This window comes from Corallococcus sp. CA047B (assembly GCF_003612065.1).
Classification (GTDB): Bacteria; Myxococcota; Myxococcia; order Myxococcales; family Myxococcaceae; genus Corallococcus; species Corallococcus praedator.
Map to the genome: position 1 here is coordinate 17,254 of NZ_RAWD01000053.1, position 19,118 is coordinate 36,371.

Below are 19,118 nucleotides of genomic sequence, written 5' to 3' on the forward strand. Positions count from 1 at the left end.
TCCTAGCGGCGGGGCTCGGGAGCGGAGGTCGCGTCGGCCTCCGCCTGCTGTTGTCCGGACGCGGTCGCGAGCTGCGGGGACTCCAGGGCGCGGGACACCGCCCGGCCCAGCGATTCCACCTGCGGCGGCTGGAGCACGGAGTAGTGGGTGCCGGGCACGTCCACGACCTCGATGCCGGACGTGAACGCGGCCCAGCCCCGGGTGCGGTCACCGCCCTCGTCCACGTTGGCCTCGGTGCCGCGCAGCATCCGCACGGGCAGCCGCAGCGGGCGCAGGAGGTGTCCGGAGAGCGCGCGGACGCAGGCATTGAAGACGCGCTGACGTCGCTGGAGCCACGCGAGCCCCACCTCGGGACCGAAGGCGCCCGCGCGCTGTCCCGCTTCCAGCAGGTAGGGCAGCAGCTTCGCCGGCTCGCCCGCGGGCACGTGCGCGGGCAGCTCCTCCGGCAGGCCGGTGGTCTGGGCCAGGTTCACGGTGAAGAGCTGGCCCAGCGTCGTGGGGTCATCCAGGCGCGTGCCCTGCGCGTAGGACGTGGGGCTGGGTTCGATGAAGACCAGCCGCTCCACCGTCTCACCGAGATTCTGGAGCTGGCGGGCCATCTCGAAGGCGACGACGGCGCCCATGGACCAGCCGCCCAGGCGGTAGGGGCCGTGGGGCTGCACCGCGCGCAGGGCCTCCACGTGGAGCGCCGCCAACTCCTCCATCGAGTCCACCGGCTGCTGGCCGTTCTCCAGCCCTGGGGCCTGGAGCCCGTGGAAGGGTTGATCCGCGCCCAACTGTCGCGCCAGCTCCGCGTAGCCCCACACGGTGCCGCCGATGGCGTGCACGCAGAATAAGGGCGGGAGCGTTCCGGTGGGGCGCAGGGGCACGAGCAGGTCGTCGGGCGCGGAGCCCAGGCGCAGCCGGGACAGGGGCGCTTCGGGGGCGGCCACCGCCTGCTCCAGGAGGGCGCGCAGGTGTCCGGCCCAGCGCGTGGCGGTGCCGGGCTCGAAGAGGTCGCTGTTGTACTCCAGCACGCCGGTGAGGCCCGCTTCGGCCTCCTCCCACAGGGCCAGCGTCAGGTCGAACTTGGCGGACTGGCGCTCCACGTCCACGAAGCGCAGCGACAGGCCGGGGCCCATGGGCTGGGACACCGGCGCGTTCTCCAGCACGAACAGCACCTGGAACAGCGGCGAGCGGCCCGCGTCCCGCGCGGGACGGACGGCCTCCACCACGCGGTCGAAGGGCACGTCCTGATGCGCGTAGGCCCCGAGCGTCACCTCGCGCACGCGGCCCAGCAGCGCGCGGAAGCTGTCGCCCTCCTCCACGCGGGTGCGCAGCGCGAGCGTGTTCACGAAGCAGCCGAGCATGTCCTCCAGCTCCGGCGCCGGACGTCCCGCGATGGGCGAGCCCACCACCACCTCATCCTGTCCGCTCAGCCGCGACAGGAGCGCCTGGAGACCCGCGAGCAACACCATGAATGGCGTGACACCCTCGCGGTGGCCCAGCGCCTTCACGGACTCCGACAACGCCGTGCCCAGTCGCACCGGCACGCGGCCCCCGCGGAAGGTCTGCACGGGCGGGCGCGGCTTGTCGGTGGGCAGCTCCAGCGCGACGGGCGCTCCGGCAAGCTGGTTGCGCCAGTAACCCAGTTGGGATTCCAAAACCTCGTCCCGCAGCCACGTCCGCTGCCACACGGTGTAGTCCACGTACTGGAGGGGCAGCGCGGGCAGGGACGGCGTCTGGTCCGTGGAGAAGGATTCGTAGAGCGAGGACAGCTCCCGGGTGAGCACGGCGGAGGACCAGCCGTCGGAGATGATGTGGTGCATCGTCACCACGAGCAGGTGGTGCTGCGCGCCCAGCCGCACCAGCAGGCCCCGCACCAGCGGTCCGCGTGAGAGGTCGAATGGCACCTCGGCCTGAGCCGCCGCGAGCGCCAGCGCCTCCTGTTCGCGCGTGGCGTCCGGCACGCCCGTCAGGTCCACGAAGCCCAGCGACGGCGGCAGCTCCGGCAGGACGACCTGCACGGGCCCCTCGGCGTCCTCGTGGAAGACGGTGCGCAGGCTCTCATGCCGCTGGTGCAGCGCGAGGAAGCTCCGCACCAGGGCCTTCGCGTACAGCGGTCCTTGAAGCCGCAGGGCCGCGAGGAGGGTGTACGCGCTTCCTCCGGGCTCCAGGCGATCCAGCAGCCACAGCCGCTGCTGGGCGAAGGACAGCGGCAGGCGGCCCGTCCTGGGCACGGGCAGGAGCGGCGGCACGGTGGGGCTCGAATCGCCCGCGTCCCTCGCGGCGTCCACGCGGGCGGCGAGGGCTTCCAGCGTGGGGACCTCGAAGAAGGCGTGGAGGGGCAGCTCCACGTGCAGCGCGGCGCGCAGCCGCGACACCACCTGCGTCGCGAGCAGCGAGTGGCCGCCCAGCTCGAAGAAGTGGTCGGTGAGACCCGCGCGCTCCACGCCCAGCACCTGTTGCCACAGGCCCGCGAGCAGTGTCTCGGTGGGCGTGCGGGGCGCTTCGTAGGGACGGGGGCTCGTGCGCTCCAGGACGGGGGCGGGCAGGGCCTTGCGGTCCACCTTGCCGTTGGGATTGAGCGGCAGCGCGTCCAGCAGCACGAAGGCCGAGGGCACCATGTATTCAGGCAGCGTGCGGCGAAGCCCTTCGCGCAGCTGGCTCGCGTCCAGTGGCTGGCCGTCCCGCGCGACGGCATAGGCGACGAGCCGCTTGTCTCCGGGCACGTCCTCGCGTGCCACCACCACGGCCTCCCGCACGCCGGGGGCGGCCTGCACCGCGGCCTCCACCTCTCCCAGTTCGATGCGGAAGCCGCGCACCTTCACCTGGAAGTCCTCGCGGCCCAGGTACTCCAGCACGCCGTCGGGGCGGTAGCGCACGCGGTCGCCCGTCTTGTACATGCGCGCTCCCGGCGGGCCGAAGGGCTCCGGCAGGAAGCGCTCCGCGGTCAGCTCCGGGCGGTGCAGGTAGCCGCGCGACAGACCCTCTCCAGCCAGGTACAGCGCTCCAGGCGTGCCCACGGGCACCGGTTGCAGGTGCGCGTCCAGCACGTAGGCGCGGGTGTTGGCCAGCGGCCGGCCGATGGGCGGCACCTCGCCGGGACGCACGCGCGCGAAGGTGGAGTAGGTGGTGTCCTCCGACGGACCGTAGAGGTTGTAGAGGCGCTGGACGCCAGGGGCCTCGAGGATGCGCCGGGCCAGGGACGCGGGCAGCGCTTCACCCGCGAGGTTGATGGTGCGCACCGACGCCGGCAGCGCGCCCAGGCGCAGCAGTTGCGCCATCGCGGAGGGCACCGTGTTGACGAGGGTGACCTCCGACGCCTGGGGCAGCTCCGCCAGGTGCAGCGCGTTGCGCGCGACGATGACGCGTCCACCCCGGCTGAGTGGGGCGAAAACCTCGAACACGGACAGGTCGAAGTTGAGCGACGTGCAGGCGAGCACGCCCGCGAGCTCTTCGGCGGAGAAGACGCCGTGGGCCCAGGTGAGGAAGGCCACGGCGGCGCGGTGCGGGATGGCCACGCCCTTGGGCCGGCCGGTGCTGCCCGACGTGTAGATGAGATACGCCAGGTTCTCCGGATGGGGCGCCAGCGTGAGCGAGGCATCCGGAGGCGCCACCAGCCCGTCCTCCTCGTGGTCCAGGCACACCACCTGGGCCGGATGCGGCGGCAGGGCGGACAACAGGTGCGAGTGCGCGACCAGCGCGGGCCCCTGCGCGTCCTCCAGTAGGAAGGCCAGCCGTTCACGCGGGTAGCTGGGGTCGAGCGGCACGTACGCCCCGCCCGCCTTGAGGATGCCCAACATGCCCACGACCATGTCCGCGGAGCGCTCCACGCACAGGCCCACGCGCACCTCCGGACCCACGCCCAGTGAGCGCAGCCGACGCGCCAGCCGCTGCGCGCGCGAGTCCAGCTCGCGGTAGGTGAGGCGCACCGCCCCGGAGACGACGGCCACCGCGTCCGGCGTGCGGCGCGCCTGGGCTTCCACCAGGTGGTGGAGGCACGCGTCGCGGGGGAAGTCCTGGGCGGTGTCGTTCCACGTCACCAGCACGCGGTGCCGCTCCTCCGCGGACAGCGGGGCGGACGGCGGCTCTCGCGACGACGCGTCCCCGAGGTCCTCCGGTGCGTCCTCCACCGTGAGGGGCCTCACGGGGAAGCGCTGCCGGGCAGGGGCCGTGGTGACGCGCTCCGGTGGCGCGGAGGTGTCCGCGCGGGCTTCGTCCACGCGCCGCGCGAGCTGCCGCACGGTGGGGTGCTGGAAGAGGACGCGCAGCGACAGCTCCACGCCGAACAGCGCGCGAAGCCGGGCCAGCACGCGCGTGGCCAGCAGCGAGTTGCCTCCCAGCCGGAACAGGTCATCCAGCGCGCCCACGTCCTTCACGTCCAGCAGCTCTCCGAAGAGGGCCGCGATGGCCACCTCGGTGGGCGTCTCCGGCGCGACGCGCGCAGCTTCCGGCGCACGTGCCAGCGTCGGCGCGGGCAGGGCCTTGCGGTCCACCTTGCCGTTGGGACTGAGTGGCAGCGCGTCCAGGACCACGAACGCGGGCGGCACCATGTATTCGGGCAGCTTGGCGTGGAGGGAGGCCTGGAGCGCCTCCACGTCCACCGCCGCTCCGGCGCGGGCCGCGACGTAGGCGACCAGTCGCTTGTCCCCGGGCACGTCCTCGCGCGCCAGCACCACCGCCTGCCGCACGCTGTCGTGTTGCTCCAGCGCGGTTTCAATCTCCCCCAGTTCGATGCGCAGGCCGCGCACCTTCACCTGGAAGTCGGCGCGGCCCAGGTACTCCACGACGCCATCGGGCAGCCAGCGCGCCACGTCGCCGGTGCGGTACAGCCGCGCGCCGGGCGTGTCGCTGAACGGATCCGGGATGAAGCGCTCGGCGGTGAGGTCCGGCCGGGACTGGTAGCCGCGCCCCACCTGCACGCCCCCGATGTACAGCTCCCCGGACACGCCTACGGGCACCGGCTGGAGGATGGGGTCGAGGATGCGGATGGCGGTGTTCGCCACCGGCCGGCCGATGGGCACCGAACGCCGCCCGTCCTGGGGCGCGCAGGCGAAGTACGTCACGTCCACGGCCGCCTCCGTGGGGCCGTAGAGGTTGTGCAGGCCCGCGTGCGGCAGCACCTGGAGGCAGCGCTCCTTGAGTTCCAGGGGCAGCGCCTCGCCGCTGCACACCACCCGGCGCAGGGATGCGCAGCCCGCGGCCTCCGGCTCCTCCAGGAGCACCTGGAGCATGGAGGGCACGAAGTGCAGCGTGGTGATGCCCGCTTCGCGGATGATCCGCGTGAGGTACGCGGGTTCCTGGTGCCCTCCGGGCCGCGCGATGACCAGCTTCGCGCCCGTCATCAGCGGCCAGAAGAACTCCCACACCGACACGTCGAAGCTGAAGGGCGTCTTCTGGAGCACGACGTCGTCCACGCCCAGGCGGTACTCCTGCTGCATCCACCGCAGCCGGTTGCACACGCCCCGGTGCGCGTTCATCGCGCCCTTGGGGCGACCGGTGCTGCCGGAGGTGAAGATGATGTACGCCAGCGCGTCCGGCATCGTCGCGCGGACGGGCGCGTGCGTGGGCAGGCGCGACAGCGCTTCGGCTTCGGTGTCCACGCACACCACACGGGCCTCATGCGCCGGCAGCACGGGCACCAGGTGCGACTGCACCAGCAGCACCGTGGGGCGCGCGTCCTCGAACATCCACGACAGCCGCTGCGGCGGATAGCCCGGGTCGAAGGGCACGTAGGCCCCGCCCGCCTTGAGCACCGCGATGAGCGACACCACCATCTCCAGCGAGCGCTCCATGCACACGCCGACGCGCACCTCAGGTCCCACGCCCAGGGCCTTCAGGTGGTGCGCGAGCTGGTTCGCCCGCGTGTCCAATTGGGCGTAGGTGAGGGAGGTGCCCTCGAAGCCGAGCGCCACCGCGTCCGGCGTGCGGGCCACCTGCGCCTCGATGAGCGCGGCCAGGTCCTCCTCGGGATACGCCTCGTGCGCGCCGTGCCAGTCCTTCATCAGTTGCTGGCGCTCGGCGTCGGACAGCAGGGGCAGGTCGCGCAGGCGCGTGTCGGGTCGCTCCACCGCGCCTTCGAGCACCCGCCGCAGGTGCCCCAGCATCCGCACCATCGTCGGGGCCTCGAACAGGTCGGTGCTGTACTCGGCGGACAGGCGCAGGCCTTGCGGTAGCTCCGTGGCGTAGAGGGTCAGGTCGTGCTTCGTCGTGTCGGTGGTGACGGGCAGGACCTCCATCGTGAGGCCCCGCGCCTGGATGGAGGTCGCGGGCGTGCCCTGGTGGATGATCATCACCTGGAACAGCGGCAGGTGGCTGGAGCTGCGCTCGGGCTTGAGGGCCTCCACCAGCTTCTCGAACGGAACGTCCTGATGCGCCTGCGCCTCCGCGGCGGTGGCGTGCACGCGGCCCATCAGCTCGCGGAAGCGCAGGGAGCCGGACAGCGGCGTGCGCAGCACCAGCGTGTTGATGAACAGGCCGATGAGGCCCTCCAGCTCCGAGCGGCCGCGCCCCGACACCAGCGTGCCCAGGGCCACGTCGTCCTGTTCGGTGTAGCGGTGGATGAGCGCCAGGAAGGCGGACACCAGCAGCACGAAGAGCGTCTTGCCCTCGTGCTGGCTGAAGTCCTTGAGGGACTGGGTGAGGGCCGGGGGCAGGGTGAGGAACTGCCGCGTGCCCCGCGAGCCGAGCGTCGCCGGACGCGCCTTGTCCGCGGGCAACTCCAGCCGCGCCTCCGGATCCAGCTTCCCGCGCCAGTAGTCGAGCTGGGACTCCAGCACCTCCCCCTTCAGCCACCGGCGCTGCCAGTCGGCGAAGTCGGCGTATTGCAGCGGCAGGGCGGGCAGCGTCGCGGGCGTGCGCTCCACGGCGGCGACGTAGAAGGCCGCCAGCTCCCGCACCAGCACGCCCATGGACCAGCCGTCCGCGATGGCGTGGTGGAGGTTGAGCAGCAGCAGGTGCTCCTGTCCGGACATCCCGTAGAGCGTGGCGCGCACCAGCGGGCCTTCCGACAGCGCGAAGGGCCGCTGGGCCTCCTCGGTGACGGCCTTCCACGCCTGGGCTTCGCGCGCTTCTTCCGGCACGTCGCGCAGGTCCACCCGCGCGAGCTTCAGCGTGAGCGAGGGCGCGATGACCTGGACGGGCCGCCCTTCCTCTTCGCGCAGCGTCGTGCGCAGCGTCTCATGCCGGTCCACCAGGGACTGGAGGCCGTGCTGGAGCGCGTCCAGGTCCAGCTCGCCGGTGAGCCGCACCACCGCGGGCATGTTGAACAGCGCGCTGCCGGGGCTCCACTGGTCCAGGAACCACATCCGCTCCTGGGAGAACGAGGGCGGCGCCTGACGCGGCTTGCGCGCCTTCTCCCGCAGCAGCCGGGCCAGCTTCGCGCGATTCTCTTCCGGGGTCTGAGCCATGTCGGACGTACCTCGCTGCGCGCGCCGGGGTCGCCGGTCGCGGGGGTTGTGCGCTGCGGATGCGATGGACCGCGGGCTACGAGGGAGCGGTGAGCCGCGTCTGGAGGAAACCCCGGGCCCGCTCCAGGGCGCCGGTGATGTCTTCGGGATGGGAGCCTTCCGCCCACGCCAGCTCCGCGCCCCCCTGGGGTGGACCATCCGCCGTCAGTTGCGTGAGCATCGCGCTGGCATCCACGCCGAGCGCCACGAGCTGCGGCGTCGCCGCGGTGGCGAACTCCACGGTGCCGCCGCGCGTGGCCGTCAGCACCACCGCGGTGGGCGTGGACGCCTTGCCGAGCAGCTCCGCCAGCGTGCGGGGCGGATGCTCGGGGGCTTCTCCCAGGTGGTGGCACACCACCGTGGTGCCTCCCACGGTGGTGGCGGCCTCCAGCAGGTGGCGCGCCACGTCCGCGCGTGGGTCGTCCTTCGGGCCCTTCTTGCGCTGTTTCTTGTCAGTCTGAGAGTCGTGCTCCAACTGCTTCAGCCGCTCGCGCAGCCGGGCGACGCGGGGACGCGGAAGCTGCTCCTCCTCCAGCCGCTTGTGGAGCGCGACCACGTGCCGCGTGCGCTCCTTGCCCGTGAGGTTCGCGGTCGCTTCCACGTCGCGCTCCAGCGACTCCAGCTCCCGGTTCAGCAGCGCCACCGATTCGCGAGGCGACAGGAAGGGCGGCGCGAAGGTCTCCGGGATGCCGTCGAAGCCCACCACGTTCGCCTCGCCGTCCACCTCGCGCAGGCGCTTGCGGCTGAAGCCCAGCAGTGACTCGTTGCCCAGCTTGTCCACGAGCCGCCACGCGATGTGCCGGTACGAGGGCAGGTGGCGCAGGTACACGGCGTTGTAGCGGGGCAGGGGCCGGTCCCCGCGCAGGCTCTTGAAGGGATCCGACCCGCCGCCGGTCTCGATGGCGATGCCCCGGTCGAACGCCTCCATCATCAGCAGGCTGTTGAGCATCCGGTACAGGCCCACGTCCTGCGGCAGCGTCAGGTCGTAGCCAGACACGGGCGAGTAGAGGACCTCGTCCTTCACGGAGATGCCGTAGAAGGCGTCCACCCGGCCGTCCTTGACCAGCAGGCGCAGCGGGATGCGCGTGCCCTGGAGCAGGTCCTCGAAGAAGGCCTGCGTGTTGGGCGGGTTGGTCATGTACTTCTCGCGGTTCAGCATCCGGTACAGCTCCGCGAGCCTGGGGGCGCAGCCGGGCACGTCCCTGCCGTCCAGCACCTGGTAGCCGGACGTCTCCGTCATGCGCGCGTCGCGCCGTCGCAGCTTGCGCGCGCTCGCGCCGGGGTCCAGGCCGGCGGGCAGCAGCATGCGCGTGTGCGTCATGTATGAGAACGCGTAGCCCTGCCCCTTCAGGTTGTTCAAGAGGGGCGAGTGCGTGGCCGGGTTCAGCGCCATGAAGACGAGCGCATGGTCGGGGAAGCGCGTGGTGAGGAACTCCGTCAGCCGCCGCGCCTGATCCGCCGTCAGGTTCGCGCCCATGTTGCGCATGCTGGGCCAGGTGTCCACCTGGATGACCTTGTCCAGCCGCGTGGCCTTCATCACCGCGCCCACGCCCCACAGCGCGCTGCTGGCGGTGAAGCCCGCGAGCGGCTTCCAGTTGCCCGTCTTGATGGCGTTGCGCTGGCTGGCGATGTAGCGCGCGTACATCGAGAACAGGTACGAGTTGTTCCAGGACCCGTCGGTGAGGGACAGCGGGATGAGCAGGTCGTCCATCCCCAGCAGCAGCATGCGGGCCCGGTCCTCGAACCAGGCCTCCGGCCCGCGCTGGAACAGCGGCACGAGGAAGCTCTTCGCCGCGCGGCCCTCCTCCGTGTCGGGGAAGGGCGCGGTCGCGATGGTGGAGGCGTCGTAGAGGATCATGAGCGCTCTCCAGGCGTCCGCCTGGACTGCACGTAGCTGCGCGCGGCGGCGAGCGCCGCGTCGATGCCCTCCGCCCGCGACCCGCCGCCCCACGCCACCTCGGCGGAGCCTCCGCCCTTGCCGTCCACGCAGGGCGCGACCTGGGCCATGAGCTGGCCCGCATCCAGGCCCTGGCCCCGCAGCGCGACGCTGGCCGCCGTCACCAGCACCACCTTGTCGCCGCGCGTGGCGGTGAGCACCACGCCCACGCACCCGGCCGCCTGCCGCAGGGACTCCACGACCGCCTTGAGGTGCTGCGCGGACGCCTCCCCCAGGTGCGCGGCGATGAGCGACGTGTCCCCCAGCCGCGCCGCGCCCTCCAGCAGTTGGCGGGCGTGCTCGGCGGGAGCCACCTGGGCGTCCGCCGTGGCGCGCGCGGGCTTGCGGCGGGCCTCCTGCTCCAGCCGGGTCAGCCGCTCGCGCAGCGCGACCACACGGGGCACGGGCTGAGGCCAGTTGTGCAGCGTCTGGGACAGCGGCGCCAGGGCGCGCAGCCTCGCTTCGGACTCCAGCCCGGCCGCGGCCTCCAGGGCCTGCTCCAGCGCGTCCACCTGCTGGCGCAGCGAGCGCGAGGCCTCCTGCGGCGTCTGGCCCGTGGGCGGCGTGAAGGGCAGCGACAGCGGATCGAAGCCCTTCACGTCCTCACCATCCAGCTTGCGCATCATGCCGCGCGAGGCCGGGCGGAGGGCGTCGTTGGCGAAGCGGCGCAGCATGCGCCACGCGCCCTGACGGAACGAAGAGAGGTGGCGGGTGTGGACGGCGTTCCAGCGGGGGATGGGAATGGCGCCGCGCAGGCTCTTGAAGGGGTCCGCGCCCGCGCCCAGCTCCACCGTCTGGCCCGCATCCACCCCGTCCTGCATGAGCTGGTAGACGAGCCCGCGGTACAGGCCCAGCTCCTGGGGCAGGGCCACGTCGTAGCCGAACACCGGAGAGAAGAGCACGTCGTCGTGGACGTGGTGGCCGTAGAACCCGTCCACGCGCCCGTCCTTCACCGCGAGCGTGTACTTGAGGATGCCCTCGCGCAGCGTCCACGCGAAGAACTCCTCCGTGTACTGGAGGTTCGTGCGGTACTTCTCCCCGTTGAGCGCGCGATACAGCTCCACCAGCCGGGGCGCGCAGCCGGGCACCTCCCGTCCGTCCACCAGCCGGTAGCCGGCGGCCTCCAGCAGGCGCGAATCCCGGCGGCGGTTCTCCCGCACCTGCCGGTTCCCCTCCGCCTGCGTGGGCAGCATCATCCGGGTGTGCAACCCGTAGACGAAGTCATAGCCCCGCGCGCCCAGCAGGTTCAGCAGCGGCGCGTGCGTGAGCGGCGTGAGCGTGAAGACGATGGCGTGCCCGGGAAAGCGCTCCACCAGGAAGTCGGTGAGGCGCGCCACCTGGTCCTCCGTCAGGTGCGCGTTGAGGTTGCGCAGCACCAGCCAGTGGTCCACGTACACGCACCGGTCGATGCGCGCCGCCTTGAGCATCGCGCCCAATGTCCGGATGGCCCCGCGCACCGCCACCGCGCGCGCCGCGCCCCACGTCTCCGCCGTCACCGCCGCCAGTTGGAGGCTGATGTAGCGCGCGAAGGTGGAGAGCAGTGCGGAGTTGTCGTATTCCGAAGCGTTGACGGCCAACGGGATGACCAGGTCATCCATTGCCACCAATCGCAGTGTGGTGCGGTCGGAAAAATAGGCCGTCGTTCCATGTTTCATCAATGGAACGAAATAGTCTCGGGCGAGCCGTCCCGCGGGAGTCTCCGGCCAGGAGCACTCGGAGACGTTGCTCTCATCGTAAAGCATCATGGATGAGTCACGATTGCGTGTAACGGGTAGCGAAGCAAGGTAGTCCAGCAGGTCTTGATTCACTGGCTGTCCAGGGCTCGAAAGGGAATAAGCACATGAACCGGATGTTCGCGGGAGCGCTCGTCACGGCGTCTTTGGGCGCGATGGGATGCAGTGGGGCGGGCGGCGCGGGGGCTGGCGTGGACGCCGCATCGCGTTCAGCGTCACTGTCGGTTTCCGACGCGCGCAGCGGGCTGCGGGCCGCGGACCAGGCGATGTCCGACGCGAGCGCGAAGGCGGGCAGCGCGCAGGGGTTCGCGGAGTTCCTCGCGGACGACGCGGTGATGCTGGTGGAGGGCTCCTACGCGCTCAAGGGCCGGGAGGCCATCCGCGCCTGGCTGGCGACCCACCCCCTGGAGGAGGGCGGCACGGTGCACTGGGAGCCGGTGCGCTGGGACGTGAGCGCGGACGGGACGCTGGGCTATTCGGTGGGCACGTCCACGGTGGACGCGGACGGCGCGACGGCGAAGGCGATGGGGCGCTACATCTCCACCTGGCGGCGGCAGCCGGACGGCCAGTGGCGGGTGGCGGTGACGGTGCGCAACGCGGCGAAGACGCCCATGACGCCGCCGGCGGGCTTCTCCACGTCGCACACGCTGCCCGCGGCCGCGCCGCGCACGGTGCCGAAGGACGTGGTGCTCGCGGAGGCGAAGGCCGCGGACACCGCCTTCTCCGCGATGTCCGTCCAGGAGGGCATGGGCAAGGCCTTCGGCGCCTACGCCGCGGAGGACGCGGTGCTGCTGGGCGGGGCGGCCGGCCTCTTCGGCCAGGACACCATCGCGAAGGCGTACGCGCCGTTCACGTTGGATCAGATCGACCTGCGCTGGGAGCCGGTATTGGGGGACGCGGCGGCGTCGGGAGACCTCGCGTACACGGTGGGCCGCGCGGTCTCCAGCGGCAAGGACGCGCAGGGCAAGCCGGAGATCGAACACGTGAAGTACCTCACCGTGTGGCGCCGACAGGCGGACGGGCAGTGGCGCTACGTCACCGACGGCGGCAACTCCAGCCCCGGTCCGCAGGGCCCCTGACGCAACGTCTTTTCTCCACCCCTTCCGGAGTCACCCCATGTCCCGCGCACCCTTGTCCGACGCCATCTCCTTCTACGACGACCTGCTCCAGGGGGACGTGCTGCGCCGCACGCACGAACACCTCCAGCAGGCCGCCGAGTCCAAGGGCGTCACGCTGGGAGGGCGCGTGTTGTACCGGTCGCTGCGCCCGTACTTCGTCACGCCGGAGCAGCACGCGGACATCCAGCGCGCCGCGCGCGCGGTGGGGCAGGCCCTGGAGGCGGTGGCCTGGCGCGCCGCCGGGGACGCGGCCTTCCGCGAGTCGCTCTACCCCCAGGGGTGGGAGGAGATGATGATCCCGGTGGACGGCCAGCGCCCGGGGCTGGGCGTCATCGGCCGGTTGGATGGCTTCGTCGGCGCGGACGGCGTCCTGCGCTTCATCGAGTTCAATCCCTACCCGGGCGGTCCCATCAACTCCCACAGCATGGGGGAGGCGTTCGACACCTCGGCGGTGATGGAGGCCTTCTCGAAGCGCTACGAGGTCGTCCGTCCCGCGACGGCGCCCAACCTGGTCACATCCCTCAACGCCCTCAAGGCGCGCGCCGGACGCAGCGGCCCGCCGACCCTGGCGCTCTTCGGGCCTCCCGGGCCGGACGACGCCGACGAAGAGGTGGTGTACCAGCAGTACCTGAAGGAGAACGGCTGGGACCTGCGCATCGTCACCTCCGAGGATGACTGGACGTACGCGGACGGCGTGCTGCGCGTGGGGGACTTCCCGGTGGACGTCATCACCTTCATCTCCTCCATCGGCTTCGGTGGGCTGATGATGGGCTGCGGTCCGGACCATCCGGTCATGCGCGCCATCACCGACGGCTCGGCGAACTTCATGAACGGGTTGTTCCGCAGCACCACGCTGCGCAACAAGACGCTCTTCGCGACCCTGAGCCGCATGGCGGACGAGGGCGCGTTCGGCGCGGCGCAGGACGGACTCATCCAACGCCACATCCCCTGGACGCGCGTGGTGCGCGACGGGAAGACCCTCCGCGACGGCGCCTCCGTGGACCTGCTGTCGTACGTGGCCGGGCACCGCGAGCACCTGGTGCTCAAGCCCGCCTTCAACTACGGAGGCCAGGGCGTCACCCTGGGCTGGAACACGGACGCGGACACCTGGAGCGCCACGCTCAAGCAGGCCCTGGAGGAGACCTGGGTCGTGCAGGAGCGCCTGGAGCTGGTGAAGGCGCCGTATCCCGTGTTCGACGGCGGGCAGGTGCGACACGAAGCGCTGCACTCGGACCTCAACCCGTTCCTCTGGGAGGACGGCCGCCCGGAGGGCTTCCTGGTGCGGCTGGCCCCCGGGGCGATGCTCAACATGTCGCAGGGCGGAAGCCTCACGACGGTGGCGGTGGTCCGCGAGCGCTGAGGCCTGGCTGCCGCCACATCCAGGGAAAATTTCGGACAGTTCTGGAATAACAGAAAAGCATTGTTTCCCGGTTCGAGCCTCCGCATGAATGGCACTCCCCCGTGTCGAGGAGTCCGTTCATGCGTTCCCCTGGTCTGCTGTGCTGGTTGTCGCTTCCGTTGGTCTCGCTGCTCGCGTCCTGTGGGCCCGCGCCTGAAGTTCCGGCAGAAGCTGGGGTGTCCACGCAGGAGGCGGCGCTCACGGAGCTGCTGGCCAACGGCGGCTTCAACAACGGCACCACGGCGCCGTGGTGGAACAACGCCAGCACGCAGTCTCGCGTGGAGAGCAACCAGTGGCGCGTGGACGTGGCGGCGAACACGGCCAACGCGTGGGACGCCATCGTGGGGCAGAGCGGCCTGACGCTGGTGAGCGGCCGGGCGTACACGCTGGCCTTCACCGCCACGGCCACCGCGGCCATCACCGCGCGCGTGACGGTGCAGCAGGACGCCGCGCCCTACGCGGCGACGCTCACCCAGTCCTTCACGCTGGATGGCACGTCGCGGCGCTTCACCTTCCCGTTCACGTCCTCGCTGTCCACGGGCGTGGGGCAGGTGACGTTCCAACTGGGCGGACGGGCCAACGCCGTCACGGTGCGGCTGGATGACGTGTCGCTCACCACGGAGAGCGGCTCCCCCGGCTCCGGTCCGGTGGCGATGACGAGCGGCTTCTACGTGGACCCCGACTCCAACCCGGCGGTCTGGGTGCGCGCCAACGGTGGTGACGGCCGCGCGTCGCGCATCAATGCCTCCATCGCCAGCAAGCCGATGGCGCGCTGGTTCGGCAACTGGAGCGGCGACATCACCCAGGCGGTGTCCAGCTTCGTCGGCGCGGCGGACGCGGCGGACAAGCTGCCGGTGCTGGTGGCCTACAACATCCCGGGCCGCGACTGCGGCAGCCACTCCGGCGGCGGGGCGGGCAGCGCGGACGCGTACCGCTCGTGGATCTCCGCCTTCGCGGCGGGGCTCGGCAGCCGGCCCGCGGTCGTCATCATCGAGCCGGACGCCGTCGCGCAGCTCGACTGCCTCCCCAACGATGCCGAACGCCAGACGCGGCTGGGCCTGCTGCGCTACGCCTCCGAGCAGTTCCGCGACCGCGCGCCCAACACCTGGGCGTACCTGGACGGCGGCAACGCGCGGTGGATTGGCGCCGACACGATGGCGCAGCGGCTGGAGTCCGCGGGCGCGCGCAACGTGCGCGGCTTCTCCCTCAACGTCTCCAACTTCTACGCCGCCGGTGAGTCCGCCACGTATGGCAACGCGGTCAACGCCGCGCTCTCCAGCCGCTATGGCTACACCCGGCAGTTCGTCGTGGACACCAGCCGCAACGGCAATGGCTCCAACGGGGAGTGGTGCAACCCGGCGGGCCGCAAGCTGGGCACGCCCTCGCAGACGGGCGGCGGCGCGGAGATGCTGCTCTGGGTGAAGGTGCCGGGAGACTCGGATGGCAACTGCGGCATCGCCCCGGGCACGCCCGCCGGACAGTTCAGCCCGGACCTGGCGAACCGGCTCATCGACGGGACCTGAGTCATCGCCTTTGACGTGAGGGTCACTCTTCTCGATTGGAACGGACATGACGCTGGATTCACGATGGATGGGTTCTGCCCGCTCGCGCCTGCGGGCCCGGGCGGCGGCACGCTTCACAAGGCCTACACGCGCTACGCGGCGTTCATCCTGGGCGAGCGCGCTTCGCCCCAGGCCTCGGACGCGGCTGAAGAGCGTCATCCAGGTGGGCACACGCAACCGCTACATCGTGCAGAGCCTCGGCCCCGTCACGCTGGTGGTAGGCGAGACGTTCTAGCGGAAGGCAGGCCCTTCCCCCGTGCGTGGAGTCGGGGGGGAGGGAGGTCTCAGGCGGGCGCCAGGCGACAGGTGGAGCCCGGCCTCCGTCGTCAGCGCTCCACCGCCCGCGTGCAGGGGCTTCGCGACTGCGGGCCCTCGTCGCGCATTGCACCCTCCGTGTGGGGGCCTACCTTTCCCAGGGAAACACCCCATCAGCCCGGAGGAATGAATGGCTTCGACTTCGACAGAGACCTTTCAGACAAAGCAAGCGCCCAGGACCGGGTGGGGAAGCGAGACCCAGGCGGAACCCGGTCTGCTCATCGAGGACCACGCGCTCCTAGGCGACCTGCACACGGCCGCGCTCGTGGCCCGGGACGGGTCCATCGACTTTCTCTGCCTCCCGGATTTCGACTCGGATGCGTGCTTCACGTCGCTGCTCGGAACCCCTGAAAACGGGCGGTGGAAGCTGGCTCCGAAGACGCCCGTGCGCGAGGTGCGACGCCGCTACCGTGGCAAGAGCCTCATCCTGGAGACGGAGTTCGTGACCGAATCGGGCACGGTCCGTGTCGTGGACTTCATGCCCATCCGGAAGGAGGGTCCCCACGTGGTGCGGTGGGTGGAGGGAGTCCGGGGCACGGTGACGATGCGCTCCGAGCTGCGCCCCCGGTTCGCCAACGGCTTCACCGTTCCGCTGGTGAGCCGGCGGGATGGATCCTCCGCCGCCGTCGCCGGCCCGGATGCGCTCTACCTGCGAGGCGGCGCTGGCGAGGCGCCTCCTCCGTTCGAATCCGAGTTCACGGTCCAGGCAGGCCAGCGGATTCCCTTCGTGCTCTCCTGGGCCCGGCCCTACGCGGAGATCCCCGCGCCGCTTGATCCGGAGGTCGCCCTGCGTGAGGCGCAGGACTTCTGGGAGGACTGGGCCTCGCGGATCCAATTGCCCGCCGAGTACCAGGACGTGGTCGTGCGCTCGCTGCTCACCCTCAAGGCGTGCAGCTTCCGTCCGTCGGGGGCGCTCGTCGCCGCGCCCACCTTCGGGCTCCCAGAGACACCGGGAGGGGATCGCAACTGGGACTACCGGTTCTGCTGGATTCGCGACTCGGTCCTGACGTTGAACGCGCTCATGCGCGCCGACCTCATGGACGAGGCGAGTGCGTTCGCCGACTGGTTGGAGAACGCCATCGGAGGCGCTCCGGGCCAGTTGCAGATCATGTATGGCATCCGGGGCGAGCGGCGCCTCACCGAGGTCTCACTGGACTGGCTGGGAGGATACGAAGGGGCACGCCCCGTGCGGATCGGGAACGGTGCCTATTCGCAGTTCCAGCTCGACGTCCTCGGCGAGTTCGCCGCGGCCCTCTACATCCACGCGAAGCTGCTGGGCCGGCTGCCCGCGCGCGGCGAGAAGGCACTCAAGACGCTCGCGACGCGGGTGTCCGAGGTCTGGATGGAGCCAGACCATGGCATCTGGGAGATGCGGGGGCCGGAGCACTCGTTCACCGCCTCCAAGGTGTCGGCGTGGGTCGTCATCGATCGCTGGCTGAGCGCCATCGACGAGTTCGGCTTGAAGGAGGACAAGGCGCCGTGGGTGGAGCTGCGGCAGACCATCTTCGACGAGGTGTGCAGCAAGGGCTACGACGCCCAGCGCAACACGTTCACGCAGTACTACGGCTCCAAGGCAGTGGATGCGAGCCTGCTCGCCATCCCCATGAGCGGGTTCCTCCCGCCGGGGGATCCCCGCGTCGCCGGAACGGTGCGGGCCATCGAGCAGGAGCTGATGCCGGAAGGGCTGGTGCTGCGCTACCGGACGGAGGACAGCGTCGATGGGCTCTCCGGCGAGGAGGGCGCCTTCCTCGCCTGCTCCTTCTGGCTCGCGGACACCTACCAGCTCATGGGGCGGACCGAGGACGCGCGGAAGCTCTTCGCCAAGCTGGTGGGGCTGTGCAACGACGTGGGCCTGCTCGCCGAGGAGTACCTGCCCCGTGAGCGCAGGCAGTTGGGCAACTTCCCCCAGGCGTTCAGCCACCTGGCGCTCGTGAACTGCGCCTACATGCTCTTCGAGGGGCACAAACCCGCGATGCGTTCGTAGGCCCGGGGAGGAGGAACCCGCGCCCGGCTCCTCGCTTGACGGTGGAGCAGGGGGCGGGCGCCATGGGGCGGATTTCGGGGGACAACCACCGCCGCGTCGTGGTGGTTGGGGCTGGCGTCCTGGGTTCCTTTCCCCGCGCAGGCGTCGTTGTTCAGCGGAGACGCGCTGGACACCGCGGCGGACGTGATGAGCTGGGTCGTCATCGTCGTCGCCCCGGTGGTGATGCTCTCCGCGTTCTGGTTGCTCCACATCCTCCCGGAGTAGCGCCACCAGACGAAGTCCGACGCTCGATAGCGCGGAGGCCCTCCGGTGACACCGGAGGGCAGGGACGGCCCTAGCTGGACTCGGCGACGCTCGCGCGCCGGCTGGCGCCACCGTTGCCGTCGCCGAGCGGGGCGGTGCGCTCCAGGTTGCGCCGGGCGAGCGCCGCGAGGTGGTCGGGCGCCTTGGAGGCGCGGCCCTTCTCCTTCTGCACCGTCATGATGCCGCCGCTGCCGTGCTTCTCCTGGGCCTCGGAGACGATCTTCTTCATGTCCGACGCCTTCACCCAGTACGCGCCATTGGCGGGGTCGCGCACGCGGTAGAGGTCGTCGTCCTTGCTGTTCGTCTTGCCCGGGTCCACCGCGTCGATGGTGATCCAGTGCAGCTGGCCCGTCTCCTGGCTCTCCTGCCCCGGCTCCAGGGTCGTGTTGAGCAGGGCGTTGGAGTCCACCAGCGCCAGCGCGTACTCGCCCTTCTTGAGCGCGCCGCTCAGCGCCTTCGGGTCGCACTCGCTGGAGCCGCTGGTGACCTCGATGCCCATGCCGCCCAGGATGGCGCCCATCTCGTCCGGCGTCGCGCCGTCGTCCAGGTTCACCTCGACGCCCATCTCCTTCACGCCGGAGGGGGAGACCGCGAGCGTGTCCGCGCGGTTGCGCACCTTCTCGCGCGCCTGCTCGGGGCTCAGCTCGGCTTCATTCTCGCCATCCGACTGCTCCAGGAAGGTGAGGGTGGCCTCCGCGCAGCCCTGCTTGCTGGTCTGCACGACGGTGGGCTCGCTGGTCTTCCAGCCCTTCTCCTGCTGCGCCTCCTTCGCCTCGTTGGCGGGCAGCGCGCTGGGGGTGGTGGCACCCGGCGGCTGCGGGGCCGCCAGCTCCGGCAGCCCCTTCTTCTTGGCGCGCTCCTCCTGGAAGGAGTCCAGGTAGCGACCCTCGTCGGCGTTGAGCGGCTTGGCGTTCGGCGCGTCGGTGAGCGGCTGCTTCACGGACTGGGCCGCCGCGGCCATCTGCGCCGCCCGGGCCTCCGCCTGCGCTTGCGCCTGACGCACCCGCTCCATCGCGGAGTCGATTTTGGCGCCGATGTTGAATCGCCCGGCCATGGGAGGTCTCCTGTCGTGTCGCGTCAGTGTCCTGCCCGCATTATCCAGGGAGGACTTCGGAGGTTGCGTCGGAATTCCAGGATCTGACGAGAACGCGCGGTTTCAGACGCAACCGGGCCGTCAGCCGGGCGGACAACCATGGAATCCTGGACTGAGGGGTACACTGGACCCATGGCGAACCGGCACGACAGGGACGATGGGGCTTCGGCGCCCGCCTCCGCACCGCACGTTTCAACGTCGCGAGAATCCTACGGTACGGGTCGGGGTGGCTCGCCGGGTGGGAC

Annotated in this window: 8 protein-coding genes; 4 read left to right on the forward strand and 4 right to left on the reverse strand. The window is 71.1% G+C overall.

Annotated features, from left to right (window positions below; all coding sequences use genetic code 11):
• Positions 1-2: 2 nt before the first annotated feature.
• The 3 genes from D7X74_RS11610 to D7X74_RS11620 form a co-directional block, all read right to left on the reverse strand.
• Complete coding sequence (locus D7X74_RS11610; protein WP_120533005.1) at positions 3-7,391, reverse strand: amino acid adenylation domain-containing protein; 7,389 nt, start codon at positions 7,389-7,391, stop codon at positions 3-5.
• A gap of 76 nt (positions 7,392-7,467) precedes the next feature.
• Positions 7,468-9,288: a GNAT family N-acetyltransferase gene (locus D7X74_RS11615; RefSeq protein WP_120533006.1), complete on the reverse strand. Its 1,821-nt coding sequence runs from the start codon at positions 9,286-9,288 to the stop codon at positions 7,468-7,470.
• Positions 9,285-10,964, reverse strand: a complete 1,680-nt coding sequence (locus D7X74_RS11620) for a GNAT family N-acetyltransferase (RefSeq protein WP_147446547.1) — start codon at positions 10,962-10,964, stop codon at positions 9,285-9,287. Before D7X74_RS11620 ends, D7X74_RS11615 begins: the two co-directional genes overlap by 4 nt.
• Positions 10,965-11,206: 242 nt before the next feature.
• On the opposite strand from D7X74_RS11620, the gene D7X74_RS11625 reads away from it, so the two are divergent.
• From D7X74_RS11625 to D7X74_RS11640, 4 genes are all read left to right on the forward strand, one after another.
• Positions 11,207-12,178: a DUF4440 domain-containing protein gene (locus D7X74_RS11625; protein ID WP_120533008.1), complete on the forward strand. Its 972-nt coding sequence runs from the start codon at positions 11,207-11,209 to the stop codon at positions 12,176-12,178.
• Positions 12,179-12,215: 37 nt separating this feature from the next.
• Positions 12,216-13,577: a hypothetical protein gene (locus D7X74_RS11630; RefSeq protein WP_120533009.1), complete on the forward strand. Its 1,362-nt coding sequence runs from the start codon at positions 12,216-12,218 to the stop codon at positions 13,575-13,577.
• A 119-nt stretch (positions 13,578-13,696) separates the two neighbouring features.
• The gene (locus tag D7X74_RS11635) at positions 13,697-15,139 is read left to right on the forward strand and encodes a glycoside hydrolase family 6 protein (protein WP_120533010.1); all 1,443 of its coding nucleotides are present in this window, start codon (positions 13,697-13,699) and stop codon (positions 15,137-15,139) included.
• 484 nt (positions 15,140-15,623) lie between these two features.
• Positions 15,624-17,477: a glycoside hydrolase family 15 protein gene (locus D7X74_RS11640; RefSeq protein ID WP_120533011.1), complete on the forward strand. Its 1,854-nt coding sequence runs from the start codon at positions 15,624-15,626 to the stop codon at positions 17,475-17,477.
• A gap of 334 nt (positions 17,478-17,811) precedes the next feature.
• Here the strand turns inward: D7X74_RS11640 and D7X74_RS11645 are convergent, their stop codons facing one another.
• Complete coding sequence (locus D7X74_RS11645; protein WP_120533012.1) at positions 17,812-18,834, reverse strand: hypothetical protein; 1,023 nt, start codon at positions 18,832-18,834, stop codon at positions 17,812-17,814.
• Positions 18,835-19,118: the final 284 nt, after the last annotated feature.

Coding starts and splice junctions, on each gene's coding strand:
- D7X74_RS11610 (WP_120533005.1), bottom strand. CDS start 7,391: ATGGCTCAGACCCCGGAAGAGAATCGCGCGAAGCTGGCCCGGCTGCTG.
- D7X74_RS11615 (WP_120533006.1), bottom strand. CDS start 9,288: ATGATCCTCTACGACGCCTCCACCATCGCGACCGCGCCCTTCCCCGAC.
- D7X74_RS11620 (WP_147446547.1), bottom strand. CDS start 10,964: ATGGATGACCTGGTCATCCCGTTGGCCGTCAACGCTTCGGAATACGAC.
- D7X74_RS11625 (WP_120533008.1), top strand. CDS start 11,207: ATGAACCGGATGTTCGCGGGAGCGCTCGTCACGGCGTCTTTGGGCGCG.
- D7X74_RS11630 (WP_120533009.1), top strand. CDS start 12,216: ATGTCCCGCGCACCCTTGTCCGACGCCATCTCCTTCTACGACGACCTG.
- D7X74_RS11635 (WP_120533010.1), top strand. CDS start 13,697: ATGCGTTCCCCTGGTCTGCTGTGCTGGTTGTCGCTTCCGTTGGTCTCG.
- D7X74_RS11640 (WP_120533011.1), top strand. CDS start 15,624: ATGGCTTCGACTTCGACAGAGACCTTTCAGACAAAGCAAGCGCCCAGG.
- D7X74_RS11645 (WP_120533012.1), bottom strand. CDS start 18,834: ATGGCCGGGCGATTCAACATCGGCGCCAAAATCGACTCCGCGATGGAG.